The following is a 16,629-nucleotide window of genomic DNA, read 5'->3' on the forward strand; positions in this document are numbered from 1 at the left end:
CTTGATTATTAAAAATTGTCTGCGGCTCACCTGACAAAAAACGTCACTCTGCGGCGCATTGCGTCACATTACATAAACAACTCGGCCTCATTCACTGCGTCGACTTGTTCAGGATTGAGAAACCGTTCGGCATACTGTTGATAAACCCCTTGCTTGACAAAAATATCAAAGAGGTCCGGGTCAATGTGGCCATTCTTCTTGAAATCGGCAAGAATCTTCATCGCTTGTGAGAGCTTCATGCCATTCTTGTAGGGCCGGTCACGCGCGGTGAGTGCCTCGAAAATATCGGCAATACCCATGATGCGTGCCTGGATTGACATTTGCTCACGGGTGAGACCCTTGGGATAGCCCTTACCGTCCATGCGCTCATGATGGCCACCGGCGTATTCGGGTACGCGTTTCAAATGCTTGGGCCAGGGTAATTGCTCCAGCATCTTGTTGGTGGCGACGATGTGATAGTTGATGGTTTCGCGTTCTTTTTGCGTCAGCGTGCCAGAGCGAATGGTGAGATTTTCCATTTCTTCCGCCGTGAGAAATTCCGTTTGCACGCCATCCACATTGCGCCATTGCCGCTCGGTGCCGATGGTACGCACACGCTGTTGATCGCTGGCGGCCATGGATTCGCTGCCAATGTTCGCCTGGCGCAGGAAATCACGGTCTGCGTCCAGCACACGCAACTGTTCGGCCAACGCGTTTTGCACGCGCACTTCGGCTGATGCATCGGTTTTGGTACGCAAGGCTAATTGCTGACGCAAGGCAGCAATTTCAGCATCGCGCTTTAATACTTCAAAACGCGTATCGACCAGATGGATGCGGTCAAAGAGTGTTTGCAGTTTGGTGGCTTTATCAACCACATGGACCGGCGTGGTGACTTTGCCGCAATCATGCAACAATCCGGCGATTTTGAGCTCATGCTTATCGGCTGTCGTCATGGCAAATGCAGCCAGCGGGCCGGTTGTTGTTGCTTCGACAGCCTCAGCCAACATCATGGTGAGCTCCGGGACGCGCTGACAATGGCCGCCGGTGTAGGGCGACTTCTCATCAATAGCCAGATTAATAAGATTGATAAAAGATTCGAACAGTTGCTCAAGTTGATCGATCAACTGCCGATTGGTGAGTGCAATCGCCGCTTGCGAAGCAAGTGACTCGGCCAGGCTTTGATCGGCTGCAGAAAAAGAAATAACTTCTCTTTTGACCGGATCAAACGCATTAATCAGTTGCAGCACACCAATGAGCTCATCCTCATGATTGACCATCGGTACCGTAAGGAAAGATTGCGAGCGATAGCCTGTCTGCTCGTCAAACGCTCGTGTGCCGGAAAAATCAAAGCCTTCTTCCATATACGCATCAGCGATATTGATCGTTCTGCCCTGGATTGCAGCACAGGCGGCTACCATCGAGGTATTGGGCTGGCCTTTACTGTTAATGAGCGGCAGATCAGGAAAGGTAACCGGCTGTCCTGTCGTGCCACCCATCGAAATGTTTAATGAATCAGTGCGCATAATCTCGAAACGCAAGGCTGATCGATCTGCCGTCAAGAGATAAAGCGTGCCGCCATCCGCACGGGTGATGGTTTTTGAGGCAACCAAGATGGCCTCAATCAGGCGATGCGTATCGTGCTCTTTGGACAACGAAGCACCAATGACGTTGAGCTGCTCGAGGCGCGAAAAAAGTTTATCGTTTTTTTTCATAATGAGTGCCCTTTTCTTTTATTTGATGCATACCGCACGTACCTGCTTGACGTCAGTCACGCCTTGCAGCGCTTTTTCCAGACCATCCATTTTCAACGTCAGCATGCCGTCGTCAAGCGCTTGCGCAAATAACTGAGTGACGCGTGCATGCTCTTGAATCAGTTTTTTCAAAGGCTCGGTGCCTATCATCAGCTCATGTAAACCCGCGCGTCCCTTGTAACCCGTGCCACCACAAGTATCACATCCTTTGGCGCGATAGAAAACAAGATGCCCGTCCTTGCCATAATCATGGATCAGACGCGCTAAGGTCGCATCATAGGCCGCTTGAAAATCTGTTTTGAAGGCGTCGGTATTCATCAACTCAGTGCAGTATTCGGTCATGAACAGCCTGACCTCATCTGGCTCGGGGACGTACGCCTCTTTGCACTTGCAAAGCCGTTTGGCCAGCCTTTGCGCAAGAATGCCAAGCAAGGCATCAGAGAAGTTAAACGGATCCATACCCATATCGAGCAGACGGATGATGGATTCTGGCGCGCTGTTGGTGTGCAGCGTAGCAAACACCAAATGGCCGGTAAGCGAAGCTTCAATACCGATGCTGGTGGTTTCAGCATCACGCATTTCACCGACCATAATGATATCCGGGTCAGCACGCAAGAAAGCCTTCATCACCGTGGGAAAATCCATCACTTTCTTGTTCACCTGCACCTGGCGCAAACCTTTCTGCGTGATCTCCACTGGATCTTCAGCAGTCCAGATTTTGGTGTCAACTGTATTCAAGTAACCCAACACCGAGTGCAGTGTGGTGGTTTTTCCTGAACCTGTCGGGCCGCATACAAAAAATAGGCCATAGGGCTTGGCGATGGTCGCTTTGAGTTTTTCCAGATTGGTTGGCAGGACACCCAGTTTGTCGAGCGGGATGGGCTCACCTCCGGCAAGAATCCGCATCACCACATCTTCAACGCCTCCTGTAGAAGGAATCGTTGCCACCCGCAGCTCAATATCCAGCGGACCATATTTTTTGAACTTGATCTTGCCATCTTGCGGCTTGCGACGTTCGGCAATATCGAGGTCGCACATGATTTTCAAACGCGCGACCATGGCACTGCGGTAACTGGCAGGCACTTCGATGTATTTAACCAACGTACCATCCTTGCGAAAACGAATCAGCACTTTGTCCTTGCCCAGGCCAGGCTCAATGTGGATGTCTGATGCGCCCTGCTGGTAGGCGTCGATAATAATTTTATTGACCAGTTTGACAAGTTCATTGTCAGCCGCCGCAGAGATTTCGGCACCCCCGCCTTCGGCCTCCAATTCATCCTGGTCGAGCGTAGCCAGCATATCGCCAACCGAACTATCGTCGGTAAAACCAGGCACCCCACTATTACCAAATAGCTGATCAAGGGTTTGTCGGAATTCGTGATGTGAGGTAACACGATAGGTGATCTTGCTACGCGGGAAAATATTCTTTACAACCCGTGCGCCCATTACCTGTTCAGGGTCAGTGCAGACAACCACAATACCTTCCGGCCCCTCTTCAACAGGTGCCCACTGATTTTGCTGCAGGTATTCCCATTTTAGATTTTTGAGCAAATCTATGGGCTTGATGCGATCGCTTCTGAATGGTTCGTAAGGCACACCAAAGAACTTTGCCAGCGCAACGCCCAGCGCACCTGACTTAACCTGAAACTCATTGATCAGCACTTCTTCCAGATCAAGATTCTTGCGCCGGGCAGTACGCTGCGCCAATTCAAGCTCTTGTGCAGAAATCACCGCATCGGCGATCAGAAAATCATATTTTGTTTTTACCTCCCGAACTAACTTGTTGCGCTGGGAAAACGCAATTGCGAGGGTTTCACATAGACTCTTAATACCCTCCTCGGCTATCCTTGAGAAAGGCTTTCCATCCTTGGTATTAAGTATCTGCACCACACCAATCAGATCATTGCTTGGTACATCAATGATGGGTGCGACAAGCATCTGCCGGGTACGATAACCTGTACGTTTATCGACCTCCTTTAAAAACCGGAGCGGTGGACTGATCGCTGTGAGCTCGGCTTCGTCATACACATCTTGAATATTCACGAGGCTTCTTGAAAGCGCAACATGTCCAGCAACACTTTGTTCAGAAATGGGAAGACGCAAAGCTTTTAATGTATTCAGCCCTGTTTTTACTTTCGAGACAATCGATGCCTTATCTTCGCCAACAGCATAAATTGTCAGGCGATCCGCATTAAATAAGCCACATACATCGGCTGAAAGCTCGAGCATGAGTTCATCAATATTCGATGTCGCGTGAATTCTGTTGGTAACCGTCTGCAGATTTTTTAAAAAAGCCAGGCGGATTTCACTGTCAGTGACGGAATTGTCACCTTTGCTATTCGATAGGGCATTCATTTAATAAGCCCTGGAGGAAAAAATGCCGTCATACTGGCCTTGGCCTCGCTCAAACATTTCGCTAAAAAAACAGCCACTACAATGTAACCATCCTGCCCCATGGAATGGGCCGTCTGCGGGGTACATCTCGTGGCGAAAATCCGCTCCGAATAATTCATAAATCAAATACTTGATGACCCTGCAAAATACGTAAATGATATGCACCGCTATAAGTCGCTAACTCCTGCATGGTCATCTCGATTTGCCCAGGTTTCAGGTGAGTAACAAAAACTTCTGCTTCATGCTGCCACTGAGCTAACTCTTTCATCAGCAAGCTAGGGCAAAGATGCAACGATTGAACGGCAAGCTCTTTTTCTTGATCAGGGAAAGCGCATTCGATAAGTAAATAGCGCAGGTTTTGAATTTTATTCACCGCCTCCCAAAACTCAGGGCAAGGGCCGGTATCACCCGAAAAAACCAGACTTGCGCTGCCAGAATCTAGCTGGTATCCCACAGCAGGCACGGTATGGTGGGCAGGGAGCGCGGTGATCATCCGACTATCGACCGTAACCGTTTCTGCCACATGAATAGGCGAGTAAGCAAGAAATGGCTTGTTATGTGGTGTCTGACTAAAATCTGGCCAAATCAACCAGTTGAAAATATGCTCGCGCAGAATGCGAATCGTGGCTTCGGTCGCATGAACGATCAGCGGTCGATCTCGCATATCACCGACAGCATCGACAATGAAAGCTAACGATGTCACATGGTCCAAGTGAGAATGCGTAATAAACACATGATCAATTTGCCTTAACTCAGCAATGGATAAATCACCCACACCAGTGCCCGCGTCAATCAGGATGTCGTGATCAACCAAAAATGACGTTGTACGTAAATGGTGGCCACCAATGCCTCCGCTACAGCCGAGCACACGTATTTTCATATCAATTTTTAGCTATTCCTTGCACCATTCCAGTTGGAGGAATGATGCAAGGCGTATCGTTAGCTACGAACCAAAAAAATGCCCAATGCCTTTGGTCAGCGTGGATTAGTCGAAATACCAGCATTAACTTTTCAAAAAGAATGTCATTTTTATTCCGGCTAAATCAATGATATCGTAGTCTCTGAGCGCCTGCGCCCGAACACCTATCATGGTGCCATTGATAACGGGAAAGCTTGCGCCTTCGACGTGAGTAATAAAATAGCCCTGTGGCCGGCGCGCAATGACCGCAACCTGGACCTTGGGCTTACCCAGCGTGGTGAGGTTTTTTGTTAGCTCCAGCTCTTTACCCGCATTGTTACCAGAAAGTATCTGAATCGCACCTAACGGCAGAACCGCAGTGGACTCAGTAACAGCAGGCAATGGGGCGACAGGTGACACAGGCGCGGGCATCGCGGGTGGCTGCTCCGACATGTCGTCCGCTGGCGTCTTGAACTTATCATCCGCCGCGTTATAACTTTCTGCCGATGACGGCATGGTAGCAGCCATAGCCGCTGTTCCAGGGCGAAAAATCATGGTGCGTTCAAAATCATCATTGTTGCGGGGAGATTGCACAGCATCATTGACATACTTGAGGCTGTACTTACCCAGCGCAATGACATCACCTGTCTGCAAAAAATGTTTTTTGATCGACTGACCATTCACGAAGGTGCCATTAGTACTATTGAGGTCTTCCAGAAAAGAGTCGTTATAAATAGTAATAATGACGGCATGCTCGCCTGAGATTGCCAGATTATCGATCTGAATGTCGTTGTGCGGTTTGCGACCAATGGTGGTTCGCTCTTTGGTGAGCGGAATTTCTTTAAGAATCGCACCATCAATACTAAGTATGAGTTTGGACATTCTTTTCTTCCTTCACGAAACCACAATACTTAAACCAGGTTAAGAGACGATGCCACCAGCTAACAAGGGGCGAGACCAAGGTCGAGGTCGTTTTTTTTACTTTGACTAGAATGACGGAAACATTATCACGCCCACCATGATCATTCGCCAATTGTATCAACTGCAATGCACACAGATCGAGATTAGCTGACAGCGCGCTCAATGTCGCCCCAATATCTTTATCCGGCACCATATCATTGAGTCCATCAGAACAAAATAGATAGATATCGTCACTGATCATTTCAAAATCATGGATTTCTGGGGAGACTTGCGCATCGATGCCTACAGCGCGCGTCACCAGATTTTTGTTCCGCGATAATTGTGCCTGCTCACGGGTTAATAATCCACTGGCGATTTTCTCTTCCAGCCACGAGTGGTCACGTGTGATTTGAACAAAATCTTTTCCTCGCAACCGATACACGCGAGAGTCACCAATATGCGCTACTGTCAGTTGATTGCCTTGAAACACGCCAATGACCAGCGTGGTTCCCATCCCGGCATACTGCGCCTGAGTTTGTGCCGCCGAAAAAATGGCACGATTTGTCTCTGCGATGGCAACTGCTAATGCGGCGTGCGTCGAAGATAGGGCAGCGGCCAGCGTGGCGCCAACTGCTCGTTTGGCAAAGACTTTTTCCAGCCGCTTCCCCAGCATCGAGGTTGCCATGCCACTGGCAACTTCGCCTGCGTTATAGCCACCCATACCATCGGCAAGGACAACAATGCCACATGCAGCGTTCGCCAAAATAGAATCTTCGTTATTTGATCGGACCTTGCCCGGGTCGGTCCGGGTGACTATTTCCAGCACTGAATCCAGCTGCATTACTGCCTCCATAAATGCAATTATCCACGCAGGGACAACTGCTTAACCTGGATTCGCTCGCGCTGTCCAGAATACTTGGTTGCTTAGACACTCACGCCCTTAATTATCCCAGAATCATACGGGGCGACGTCGTGGATTCCAACTATTTCGGGTACAGACGCCATTCTTGCAGCCCTGACGCAACCCCGTCAATCCATTTAATGATCGATGGTAAAAATTGCTGCGGCCCCTCGCCTTGTTTAGGCCACACACGCAAAAAGCCGCTCCGGCATACGCTGGAACGGCTTTTTTTGGTTCTTGCACTGTCTTGCCAGCACGCCCTGCAGGGGCCGCGAAGCCAATCCCCTTGCGGGAAACTTGCGGTGCCGACTTTTGCGTTACAGCATGGCTTTGAGCAATTTGGCCATTTCTGACGGATTGCGCGTTACCTTGAAGCCACAGTCTTCCATAATGGCAAGCTTGGCCTCTGCCGTATCCGCACCGCCGGAAATCAGCGCACCGGCGTGGCCCATGCGTTTACCTGCGGGAGCCGTTACGCCAGCGATAAAGCCGACGATCGGTTTTTTCATATTGGTTTTGCACCACAGCGCCGCATCGGCTTCGTCCGGACCACCGATTTCACCAATCATGATCACTGCATCGGTATCAGGATCCTCATTAAAGGCACGCATCACGTCAATATGCTTTAATCCGTTGATCGGGTCGCCACCAATGCCCACCGCTGACGATTGGCCGAGGCCGATTTCGGTGAGTTGCGCCACCGCTTCATACGTCAATGTACCGGAACGCGATACTACGCCAATACGTCCTTTGCGGTGAATGTGACCGGGCATAATGCCGATTTTAATCTCATCCGGTGTAATCAAACCCGGGCAATTGGGGCCCAGCAGCAGCGTCTCTTTACCGCCGGCGGCGACCTTATGCTTCATCTTGTTGCGCACCATCAGCATGTCGCGCACGGGAATGCCTTCGGTGATGCAAATGGCCAGATCAAGGTCGGCTTCGCAGGCTTCCCAGATTGCATCGGCAGCGCCCGCGGGCGGCACATAAATGACGGAAACCGTGGCACCTGTTTCCGATTTGGCTTCCTTGACCGAGGCGTAAATCGGAATATCAAAAATCTTCTCACCCGCTTTTTTCGGGTTTACGCCAGCCACAAAACAATTTTTGCCATTGGCGTATTCCTGGCATTTTTCGGTATGAAACTGACCCGTTTTACCAGTGATACCTTGGGTGATGACCTTGGTGTTTTTATCAATCAGAATGGACATTTAAGTTTTCCTTAGCGTGATTCTTAACGCAATTCTTAGCGAACAGCGGCGACGATCTTGGTCGCCGCCTCGGCCATGGTGTCGGCAGAAATGATCGGCAGGCCTGAATCCTTGAGTATCTGCTTGCCGAGGTCTTCGTTGGTGCCCTTCATGCGCACCACCAGCGGCACCGAAAGATGTGTTTCCCGCGCGGCGGTAACTACCCCGTTGGCAATGGTGTCGCACTTCATGATGCCGCCGAAAATATTCACCAGAATGCCTTTTACCGCCGGATTCTTGAGCATGATCTTGAACGCTTCGGTGACTTTCTCAGTCGTCGCACCACCGCCCACATCAAGAAAGTTGGCAGGTTCCGCGCCGAACAGCTTGATGGTATCCATGGTTGCCATCGCCAGGCCGGCGCCATTGACCAGACAGCCGATATTGCCATCCAGCGAGATATACGCCAGATCAAATTTCGAGGCCTCGATTTCAGCCGCATCTTCTTCGTCCAGATCGCGATAGGCCACGATGTCTGGATGACGAAAGAGTGCGTTGGGATCAAAATTGAACTTCGCATCCAGCGCCTTGATTTTGCCGTTGCCTTCGAGAATCAGCGGGTTGATCTCAGCCAGGCTGGCATCGGTTTCCATGTAGCAGGTGTAGAGATGCTTGATTTGTTGCACGGCATCAGATTGAGAGGCTTCCGGCACGCCAATACCACGCGCCAGATGCAGCGCCTGCTGGTCGGTTACGCCAACCAGCGGATCGATAAATTCTTTCAGAATCTTTTCCGGCGTGGCGTGAGCGACTTCCTCGATGTCCATCCCCCCTTCGGAAGAGGCCATGATCGCCACCTTTTGGGTCGCGCGATCCGTCAGCACCGCGAGATAATATTCTTGCCTGATGTCGGCACCTTCTTCAATCAGCAAGCGACGGACTTTTTGTCCGGTAGCGCTCGTCTGATGGGTGATGAGCTGCATGCCGAGAATCTGGCTGGCGTACTGGCGAACTTCGTCGAGCGATTTGGCAACCTTCACGCCACCGCCCTTGCCGCGTCCACCGGCGTGGATTTGCGCCTTCACGACCCACACCTTGGTGCCCAGCGTCTTACTGAGTTCTTCGGCCGCTTTCACGGCCTCATCAACAGAAAAGCACGGAATGCCACGCGGAACAGTCATCCCAAATTGTTTCAGGAGTTCCTTACCCTGATATTCATGAATTTTCATGCGTCATCCTTATCCTTGTAGTCAGTGGTTAATGGTGCTTGGGTCTTAGCCGGTCTGAGTCTGAATTAGCCGGCAGCCTTGTGTTGTCGGTACCATCGCGGATAGAAGCGCCGCACAGTCTCCGAAGAAGTTTCCAGCGCGTGGCATTTATCGAGCTGAAAAGGTTGTTTTGTCACATGATCGTCCCAATCCATGACACCGTTGTCGCGTTGAATACTGGCCATGGTCTGAAAAGCAGCGGTTGGCAGCGACCCCAGCAACTCGGTCATGTGCGAGCAACCACGCACCCCGCCAAAGCGCTCGGTCACCGCACGACGAAACCCCTTGAGTAGGCTTAAGCCAATCAACTGCCGATACACTGGCGCGATGGTGTCACACCCGCCCGGATAAGGCACCGCATCTGAGCTTGCCACGGCATCATGAATTGTCATGCCCTGGTCAATGGTGATCCGCACGCGCATATCGTGCAAGGGTTCGCCTTTGGCGCGCACCCCAAGAGAAGGCGGCAGCGGGTAATCCTTGTCTTTTAGGTCGATCATGCGCGCTTCAATATCCAGCAGTCCATCTTCACGATGCCAGCATTCGATGTCGACGCGGCGAATATGCACTAATTTTCGAGGAACGCTGGGAGCAGGTAAAGGCATGGCGTTAAAAAACGAAAAACCAGGGAAACTAATGGCGGGAAGGTTAGTGGAACCAATGAGCCGCCTTAAAAAATCAAGGACAACTCCAGGCAATCTCATGTAGCGAGCAATGGTAGCGGCTACCTACCTTTGCCTGCTTTTTTTGCGGTGCGAGATGATACCATGCTACTCCGTCCTCATGCTAAACCCGGGACTGCCAAGACATCTTGCCTTTGCGTTTCCTTTACGTATGATTGATCTGTGCACCCTCGCTTTGTGCGCCAATCACCGCCAACGCTTAGCCCTCCCGATCGTTGTTATCTACCGACCCTACCCACTGATACCATGACCCATTCCTCTGAAACCCCTCCCCCGAAAGAAAAAACTACCCCGCTAGCCACCTTGGGTGGCGGCTGCTTCTGGTGCCTTGAAGCAGCCTTCATTCAACTCACGGGAGTACATTCGGTTATCTCCGGCTATGCCGGCGGCGCGGGAGAAAACCCCGATTACAACAGCGTGTGCAGCGGCAGCACCGGACATGCGGAAGTCGTTCAGGTACATTTCGATCCGGCGGTAATCGACTACCGCACGCTGCTCGAAGCCTTTTTCGCCATTCATGATCCGACCACGCTCAACCGGCAGGGCAATGATGTCGGCACGCAATATCGCTCAGTCATCTTCACGCATGATGCCGAACAAGCCGCTATCGCGAATGCGCTGATTGCCGAGCTCGGCGTAGATCGCATCTGGCCTGATCCCATCGTCACCACCGTGTTGCCAGCGCCGACTTTCTGGCCGGCGGAAGCGTATCACCAGAACTACTTCGCGAATAATCCGCACCAGCCCTACTGCCAGTTTGTTGTCGGACCCAAAGCCGCCAAGTTGCGTCAGGTCTTTGCGCACCGCTTAAAGCACTGACAGCGCACCATCGCAGCATGCGAAATCAGGGCGGTGCAGTTTGCGTACCGCGTAACAAGGTAGCCGCCTGACGATAGGCTTGCAGCGCCTCGCGACGGCGGCCAGCCGCTTCAAGCTCGCGGGCGCGGCGCAAAAACTCTTCCGGCGGATCAGCCGTGTCATTTGTCACCGCCTTACTAGCGCCATCCCAGAGGATACCGTTGCGCATAACTTTTTCAGCAGCAGTGCCGATGGCTGGCGTGGCATAGCGCAATCCCGCAGACTGCGCCGCCGGATTCCCGCGCTGTGCGGAGATCACCAGGCCAGTGGCGACCTGCGGAGCAGCCTTCTTGCCAATCGTCTTCTCGACCTTCTCTGCTTTGCGAATCGCCACCAGCGCAGCGCGATAGAGTTTCGATGCCGCATCGTTCTGTCCTGCCGCCGCCATTTTTCGCGCCTGCGCCAAAAGCATATCGACACGATCCGGCACCGGTTGCGAACGCATCGCCTGACCCCAGGTTGCTGCTGGGGCAATGGCGACAAAATTTTTGCTGCCAGCAATCTCGCGTGCGATGTAAACATTGTTGTTACGCATCGCCCAACGCACAGCATTTTCGCCATTGTCATTGACGATCGTACCTTGAGCTCCGGCCGCCAGCAAAGAAGTCACAATCCCAGCCTTCCCTTCTCTTGCCGCCATCATGAGCGGCGTAGAGCCATTCGGCGACAACGCATTCACATTCGCCCCCAGGTCCAACAAGTAACGCACAATGGCCTCATGGCCTGCAAATGCAGCATAGTGCAAGGCAGACCATTCTTTACCCTGCCGATTGGGTTGCGCACCCTGCGCGATGAGCCACCGCACGGCGTCAAGATGCCCCTTCCAACTGGCGTGCAACAGGGCTGTTTCGCCATGCGTATTCACGGCATTGACATTTGCCCCGTACGAGAGAAACAGCGCCATCATCGGGATACTGCCTTCCCATGCGCCGATCATCAGGCCGCTGCCGATCAGGCTGCCCTCAAAATCCGGCGGCAGACCCGCAGCCAGCCATTCGCGCGCCTGCGCCACATCGCCACGTTCAATGGCGACCGAGAACCTCACCCGATCCGGCAGGCCCGCAGCCGAGGCCAGCGCAGTAGCAAGAATCAACAGACAGGCAAGCAATGCTTTCATGGCGCGCAGTATACAGGCAGGCCCGGCACACCGAGCGCCGAATCCTTGCGAAAAGCCAGCGGATCAATGAAGTCGTCGTCAATGCGGCGGTAGATCACATGCACACGGCGCGGCCCGTGCGTGGTACGCATGAACACGGTGTCATCGCGGACAAAAAGATCGTTGCCCTCAACCAGCTCGACACCTATCTGTTGCGCCAAAAAAGCGTGCTCGAAATAAGCGCTGTTGAACTGACCAGGTGTCATCACCACCATGTTCGGGTGGCTTTCGCTATCAGGTGCGACGGAACACAAATTGTCGAGCAAAAAATCAGGATAATGTTCGACTGGCGCAATCGCCTGGCGGGAAAACAATTCGGGGAACAGCCGCATCATCATCTTGCGGTCTTCGAGCATGCAGGAAACGCCGGAGAGTGTGCGCATAGATGTTGCCGGGCACGTTGATGCCGAGCATTTCCTTGCGGTACTGGACATTGCCGAGTATTTGCTGCGCCGGGATGCGATCTGCCTTGATCATCTTCTGATCGTGATACACCTTGTGCAAAAAGACATTCAGCGCTTTGACCCGCTGGCGCCATCCAGCCTCGATTTGCCGCCACTCACGGGCGGCAATGATTTTGGTGCGAAACCTGCGCCTGTAGAAAATTACAGTGCGCACGCAAACATTTTTTGCGTGCAGCCTCTAGCAAACACCTAAAATCGCCGCCATGCGGCTCCTTTTCGCTTGCCTGCTCAGTCTGGGCGCTCACCTTGCTCTGCTATTCGCCCCTGCATGGCTTTCCGCCACGCCAGCGCCATTGCGCACTCCCATTCAGGCAACGTTGCTGAATGAACCAGTCGCGCCCGCAACCATGGCCGACGCAGTGACAAGCACCAACACCAGCAGTGGGCCGACATCCCCTCGGGCATCTGCGCCAAAAAACCTGCCCGGCGCTTCCCTCCGCCGGGCACAGGCCATGCTCTCAAAGCACCTGTTTTATCCGCCGCCCGCTGTAAGCCAGGGTCTGGAAGGCGAGGTCGTGCTCTTGCTGACACTGGATACTGCCGGCCGGATTCGTGCGCTGGAAATTGCCAAAAGCTCCGGCCATGCACTGCTTGATCAAGCGGCGCTCGATGCCGCACGTCATATCGGTGCATTGCCCGGCAACCCGCGCCAGACGCTGCTGCCCGTTACTTTCCGCTTGCAGTAATCACACCGGATTGTCGATATCGATGAATTCGCATTCAATACCGCAAGCCTTGTTCAGCTGTGCTGCCAAAGCCATCACGCCATAGCGTTCGGTTGCGTGGTGACCGGCCGCCAGATAAGCCATGCCGGTTTCGCGCGCCAGATGAACAGTCTGCTCCGAGATTTCGCCGGAGACAAAAATATCGGCGCCGGTCGCCAGCGCTTCTTCAAAATAACTTTGCGCACCACCGGTGCACCAGGCAATGCGTTTTATCGAGCGCGTCGCTTCACCTATCAGTAAAGGCGCACGTCCTAAGCTGCGCTCGACTGCGGCGGTCAGATCGCCGGCAGAAGTCGGCGCGGGCGGGACGCCGAAAAAGCCGATGTCCTGCTCGCTAAAATGCCCTTCGATCGTCCAGCCCAGGCGCGCGGCAAGCTGCGCGTTATTGCCTAGCGTCGGGTGCGCATCCAGCGGCAGATGGTAGGCAAAAAGACTGATATCATGTACCAGCAAGCTTGCCAGCCGCTGACGGCGATAGCCGGTCACACGACCATCTTCACCCTTCCAGAACCAGCCGTGATGCACCAACAAAGCATCGGCCCGATGTTTAATCGCCGCATCAATCAGCGCTTGGCTTGCCGTAACGCCACAAACAACGCGTTGCACGAGCGCCCTGCCTTCCACTTGCAGGCCATTTGGGCAATAATCGCGAAAGCGCGCTGCTTCGAGCAGCCCGTCAAGATACATCCGCAGTTCCTCACGTTGCATTGTTTTCAACCTTTTCACTACTAAAAAAGAGTTCGATTATGCGCCGTCTCTGGCTTACCTTCGCCCAAACCGTTACCATTTGTATCGCGCTTTTGTTTACGATCAAAACACTCAAGCCCGAATGGCTGGGTTACTGGCCAAATTTATCCTCTTTACCTGCGCCATCTGCCACAGTAATCGATGCCCCCGTAAGCACTGCGCACCGCCCGGGTTCATATGCCGATGCCGCGCAAAAAGCTTTGCCAGCGGTGGTTCATGTTTACACTAGCCAGGATGTCAAGATACCACGTCACCCCTTGCAGGATGACCCGCTATTTCGCCGTTTTTTTGGTGATCACCTGGGCGAAGGATCTGAGCGCAGATCAGGTCTGGGCAGTGGTGTCGTGGTGTCGTCCGAGGGTTATATTTTGACTAACTTTCATGTCGTCAATGGCGCAGATGAAATTGAAGTCGCCAGCAATGATGGTCACAAATACAAAGCGCAGGTGGTGGGATCAGACCCTGAATCCGACCTGGCGGTTCTGCGCATTCCAGCCGACCATAAGCTGCCTGTGATCACCTTTGGCAATAGCGACACCTTGCGCGTGGGCGACATTGTGTTGGCGATCGGCAATCCCTTTGGTGTTGGGCAAACGGTCACTTCGGGCATTGTGTCTGCTCTTGGCCGCTCGCACTTGGGCATCAACACGTTTGAGAATTTCATTCAGACGGATGCAGCAATTAACCCGGGTAATTCAGGGGGCGCGTTGATTGACACCAACGGTAATCTGGTTGGCATCAATACCGCGATTTATTCACAAAGTGGTGGCTCGATGGGCATCGGTTTTGCGATTCCGGTATCGCTGGCTAAAAACATCATGGAAGAAATCGTGAAGAACGGCGTCGTCACCCGGGGCTGGATTGGTGTTGAAGTGCAAGAAATTACGCCTGAACTGGCGGAATCATTCAAACTGCCTAACGCCAATGGCGCGCTGATTGCCGGTGTTGTCCGTGGCGCACCTGCCGAGCGGGCAGGCATTCAACCAGGCGATGTACTGCTTGATGTCGCGGGTAAACCTGTAAAAGATGCCCAAGCGATGCTCGGGCTCATCGCTGCCCTTGAACCAGGAAAAGTGGCTCGCCTAACGTTAATGCGCGCGGGTAAAACTTTCAACGCCGATGTCACCATCGGCAAGCGCCCTAAACCGCTGGCTGAGGAATAAAGGCAATAAGACCTTGAGTCCTCGCCCGATGGCGAGCTTTACGGTGCGCTATCGCCGGAGGCAGCGAGGGCTGGCTTGGCGATGAAGCCCGCCATGAAAACGCCTGCTTCAAACAGCAGCCACATGGGCATGGCCATCATAAATTGTGAGATGACATCGGGCGGCGTGAAAATTGCGCCGATCACAAACGCTCCAACGATGACATAAGGCCGCCACTCGCGTAGCTTTTCAACGCGCACAAATCCCATTTTGACCAGCACGATGACAATCACCGGTACCTCAAACGTGGCACCAAAAGCAAGAAACATGGTGAGCACAAATGAAAAATATTTTTCAATATCCGTCATCCACGAAACGCCAACGGGGGCAAACCTCGCCATAAAGCCAAAGACCATCGGAAAAAACGCAAAGTAGGCAAAGGCCATCCCCGTAAAAAAAAGCAAGACGGAAGCAATTAACATCGGCACAGCAAATTTCTTTTCGTGGGCATATAGCCCTGGCGCGACAAACGCCCATATCTGGTACAGCACGTAAGGCAGCACCACAAGAAAAGAGACGACCAGCGCTACCTTCATGGGCACCAGAAAAACCCCGACAACATCGGTAGCGATCATCGTGCCGCCCGCAGGCAACACGTGCAAGAGCGGTGCGGCCAGCAGCGAATAAAGCTCCCGCGCGAAAAACGCCATAGGTACAAAAACAACCAGCACGGCAATCAGGATGCGAATCAGGCGATCACGCAACTCCACCAGATGCGACAGAAAACTTTCCTGACCTTCCACCATCAGGTTCGCTCCGTCGGTGTGGCCGGTGTTGTCAGTCCGGCAGGTGTTTTTTCAGGCACCACAGCGTCTGAAAAAGTCGGCTCTGGTGATGCGCCGTGAAGCAAGTCCTCTTGGGGTGCGCCGCGGAACAAGTCCCCTTGGTGAACGGTGAGCTCCGCAGTTTCCTCTCCTGGAGGCGCAATGTCCTGCGCAACGGAAGACGCCACCTCATGCATTTCATGTCGCACAGTGGATTCGGCCGCAGCGATGCGATCAGCCACTTCCTGCTGCATTTTTTTCAGCTCGTCAAGTTGCATTTCGCGGCTGATGTCTGCTTTGACATCATTGACGTAACGGCGCAACCGGCCTGACAACAGCCCGGCAGTGCGCGCCACTTTGGGTAACCGCTCGGGGCCAATAACGATGAGCGCTACCACGGCGATCACCAGCAGTTCAGAAAACCCAATATCAAACACGAAGAATCAACGCCACAGAAGTGCGGTAGCGCGCGTCTGCTTTCGCCACCACGCCATTAAAAATCACAACTTGGATTGCTCGCGATGCGACTCAACATCAATCGTTTGCCCGGTCACCTGCGCGGGTGGCGCGGTCGATGCGTTATGCGTAGTCGGTGCATCCGACGCGCCTTCTTTCATGCCCTCTTTAAACCCTTTGACTGCTCCACCAAGGTCAGAACCTATGTTGCGCAATTTCTTCGTGCCAAATATCAGCATGACAATCACCAACACAATTAACCAGTGCCAGATACTCAAGCTTCCCATTATTTT

16 protein-coding genes and 1 pseudogene are annotated in these 16,629 nt (G+C 52.9%); 3 read left to right on the top strand and 14 right to left on the bottom strand.

Going from position 1 to position 16,629, the window contains the following annotated elements:
* Positions 1 to 68 precede the first annotated feature (68 nt).
* From PG1C_RS10235 to PG1C_RS10270, 8 genes are all read right to left on the bottom strand, one after another.
* Positions 69 to 1,691 (bottom strand): HD family phosphohydrolase, encoded by a 1,623-nt coding sequence (locus PG1C_RS10235; protein ID WP_202634687.1) that lies wholly within the window; start codon positions 1,689 to 1,691, stop codon positions 69 to 71.
* Positions 1,692 to 1,709: 18 nt separating this feature from the next.
* Positions 1,710 to 4,085 (bottom strand): GspE/PulE family protein, encoded by a 2,376-nt coding sequence (locus tag PG1C_RS10240; RefSeq protein WP_202634688.1) that lies wholly within the window; start codon positions 4,083 to 4,085, stop codon positions 1,710 to 1,712.
* A 154-nt stretch (positions 4,086 to 4,239) separates the two neighbouring features.
* Positions 4,240 to 5,004 (bottom strand): 3',5'-cyclic-nucleotide phosphodiesterase, encoded by a 765-nt coding sequence (locus tag PG1C_RS10245; RefSeq protein WP_202634689.1) that lies wholly within the window; start codon positions 5,002 to 5,004, stop codon positions 4,240 to 4,242.
* A gap of 123 nt (positions 5,005 to 5,127) precedes the next feature.
* Entirely contained in the window at positions 5,128 to 5,904 is a 777-nt protein-coding gene (locus PG1C_RS10250; protein ID WP_202634690.1) for an FHA domain-containing protein, read from the bottom strand.
* Positions 5,885 to 6,775 (bottom strand): Stp1/IreP family PP2C-type Ser/Thr phosphatase, encoded by an 891-nt coding sequence (locus PG1C_RS10255; protein WP_237218149.1) that lies wholly within the window; start codon positions 6,773 to 6,775, stop codon positions 5,885 to 5,887. The genes PG1C_RS10250 and PG1C_RS10255 overlap by 20 nt, the downstream gene beginning before the upstream one ends.
* A 365-nt stretch (positions 6,776 to 7,140) precedes the next feature.
* The gene (sucD, locus tag PG1C_RS10260) at positions 7,141 to 8,034 is read right to left on the bottom strand and encodes a succinate--CoA ligase subunit alpha (RefSeq protein WP_202634691.1); all 894 of its coding nucleotides are present in this window, start codon (positions 8,032 to 8,034) and stop codon (positions 7,141 to 7,143) included.
* 35 nt (positions 8,035 to 8,069) lie between these two features.
* On the bottom strand, positions 8,070 to 9,242 hold the full coding sequence (sucC, locus tag PG1C_RS10265) for an ADP-forming succinate--CoA ligase subunit beta (RefSeq protein ID WP_202634692.1): 1,173 nt from the start codon (positions 9,240 to 9,242) through the stop codon (positions 8,070 to 8,072).
* A gap of 65 nt (positions 9,243 to 9,307) precedes the next feature.
* Entirely contained in the window at positions 9,308 to 9,850 is a 543-nt protein-coding gene (locus tag PG1C_RS10270; protein WP_284431751.1) for a DUF2889 domain-containing protein, read from the bottom strand.
* A gap of 360 nt (positions 9,851 to 10,210) precedes the next feature.
* Between PG1C_RS10270 and msrA the strand changes: the two genes are divergently transcribed.
* The gene (gene msrA / locus PG1C_RS10275; RefSeq protein ID WP_202634694.1) at positions 10,211 to 10,783 is read left to right on the top strand and encodes a peptide-methionine (S)-S-oxide reductase MsrA; all 573 of its coding nucleotides are present in this window, start codon (positions 10,211 to 10,213) and stop codon (positions 10,781 to 10,783) included.
* A 25-nt stretch (positions 10,784 to 10,808) separates the two neighbouring features.
* Here the strand turns inward: msrA and PG1C_RS10280 are convergent, their stop codons facing one another.
* Together PG1C_RS10280 and PG1C_RS10285 are read right to left on the bottom strand one after the other, a co-directional pair.
* The gene (locus tag PG1C_RS10280) at positions 10,809 to 11,939 is read right to left on the bottom strand and encodes an ankyrin repeat domain-containing protein (RefSeq protein ID WP_202634695.1); all 1,131 of its coding nucleotides are present in this window, start codon (positions 11,937 to 11,939) and stop codon (positions 10,809 to 10,811) included.
* Positions 11,940 to 11,956: 17 nt separating this feature from the next.
* A pseudogene (locus PG1C_RS10285) lies at positions 11,957 to 12,557 on the bottom strand (circularly permuted type 2 ATP-grasp protein); the annotation flags it as partial.
* 88 nt (positions 12,558 to 12,645) lie between these two features.
* Here PG1C_RS10285 and PG1C_RS10290 point away from each other — a divergent pair.
* A complete protein-coding gene (locus PG1C_RS10290) occupies positions 12,646 to 13,128 on the top strand; it encodes an energy transducer TonB (RefSeq protein WP_202634696.1) in 483 nt (160 codons plus the stop codon).
* On the opposite strand, the gene PG1C_RS10295 is transcribed toward PG1C_RS10290, so the two are convergent.
* Positions 13,129 to 13,875: a Nif3-like dinuclear metal center hexameric protein gene (locus tag PG1C_RS10295; RefSeq protein WP_202634697.1), complete on the bottom strand. Its 747-nt coding sequence runs from the start codon at positions 13,873 to 13,875 to the stop codon at positions 13,129 to 13,131. It abuts the gene before it with no gap.
* A 38-nt stretch (positions 13,876 to 13,913) separates the two neighbouring features.
* On the opposite strand from PG1C_RS10295, the gene PG1C_RS10300 reads away from it, so the two are divergent.
* On the top strand, positions 13,914 to 15,077 hold the full coding sequence (locus PG1C_RS10300) for a Do family serine endopeptidase (protein WP_202634698.1): 1,164 nt from the start codon (positions 13,914 to 13,916) through the stop codon (positions 15,075 to 15,077).
* Between the two features lie 38 nt (positions 15,078 to 15,115).
* Here the strand turns inward: PG1C_RS10300 and tatC are convergent, their stop codons facing one another.
* The 3 genes from tatC to tatA form a co-directional block, all read right to left on the bottom strand.
* Entirely contained in the window at positions 15,116 to 15,862 is a 747-nt protein-coding gene (gene tatC / locus PG1C_RS10305) for a twin-arginine translocase subunit TatC (protein ID WP_202634699.1), read from the bottom strand.
* Entirely contained in the window at positions 15,862 to 16,317 is a 456-nt protein-coding gene (tatB, locus tag PG1C_RS10310) for a Sec-independent protein translocase protein TatB (protein WP_202634700.1), read from the bottom strand. The genes tatC and tatB overlap by 1 nt, the downstream gene beginning before the upstream one ends.
* A 63-nt stretch (positions 16,318 to 16,380) precedes the next feature.
* Positions 16,381 to 16,623, bottom strand: a complete 243-nt coding sequence (gene tatA, locus PG1C_RS10315) for a Sec-independent protein translocase subunit TatA (protein WP_202634701.1) — start codon at positions 16,621 to 16,623, stop codon at positions 16,381 to 16,383.
* Positions 16,624 to 16,629 lie beyond the last annotated feature (6 nt).

Source organism: Rugosibacter aromaticivorans (assembly GCF_000934545.1).
GTDB lineage: Bacteria > Pseudomonadota > Gammaproteobacteria > Burkholderiales > Rhodocyclaceae > Rugosibacter > Rugosibacter aromaticivorans.

Bases quoted from the DNA above. Each gene is read 5' to 3' on its own strand.
- PG1C_RS10280 (WP_202634695.1), bottom strand. From the start codon at position 11,939: ATGAAAGCATTGCTTGCCTGTCTGTTGATTCTTGCTACTGCGCTGGCC.
- sucC (WP_202634692.1), bottom strand. From the start codon at position 9,242: ATGAAAATTCATGAATATCAGGGTAAGGAACTCCTGAAACAATTTGGG.
- PG1C_RS10300 (WP_202634698.1), top strand. From the start codon at position 13,914: ATGCGCCGTCTCTGGCTTACCTTCGCCCAAACCGTTACCATTTGTATC.
- msrA (WP_202634694.1), top strand. From the start codon at position 10,211: ATGACCCATTCCTCTGAAACCCCTCCCCCGAAAGAAAAAACTACCCCG.
- tatA (WP_202634701.1), bottom strand. From the start codon at position 16,623: ATGGGAAGCTTGAGTATCTGGCACTGGTTAATTGTGTTGGTGATTGTC.
- PG1C_RS10250 (WP_202634690.1), bottom strand. From the start codon at position 5,904: ATGTCCAAACTCATACTTAGTATTGATGGTGCGATTCTTAAAGAAATT.
- PG1C_RS10290 (WP_202634696.1), top strand. From the start codon at position 12,646: ATGCGGCTCCTTTTCGCTTGCCTGCTCAGTCTGGGCGCTCACCTTGCT.
- sucD (WP_202634691.1), bottom strand. From the start codon at position 8,034: ATGTCCATTCTGATTGATAAAAACACCAAGGTCATCACCCAAGGTATC.
- PG1C_RS10240 (WP_202634688.1), bottom strand. From the start codon at position 4,085: ATGAATGCCCTATCGAATAGCAAAGGTGACAATTCCGTCACTGACAGT.
- PG1C_RS10295 (WP_202634697.1), bottom strand. From the start codon at position 13,875: ATGCAACGTGAGGAACTGCGGATGTATCTTGACGGGCTGCTCGAAGCA.
- tatC (WP_202634699.1), bottom strand. From the start codon at position 15,862: ATGGTGGAAGGTCAGGAAAGTTTTCTGTCGCATCTGGTGGAGTTGCGT.
- PG1C_RS10245 (WP_202634689.1), bottom strand. From the start codon at position 5,004: ATGAAAATACGTGTGCTCGGCTGTAGCGGAGGCATTGGTGGCCACCAT.
- PG1C_RS10255 (WP_237218149.1), bottom strand. From the start codon at position 6,775: ATGGAGGCAGTAATGCAGCTGGATTCAGTGCTGGAAATAGTCACCCGG.
- PG1C_RS10235 (WP_202634687.1), bottom strand. From the start codon at position 1,691: ATGAAAAAAAACGATAAACTTTTTTCGCGCCTCGAGCAGCTCAACGTC.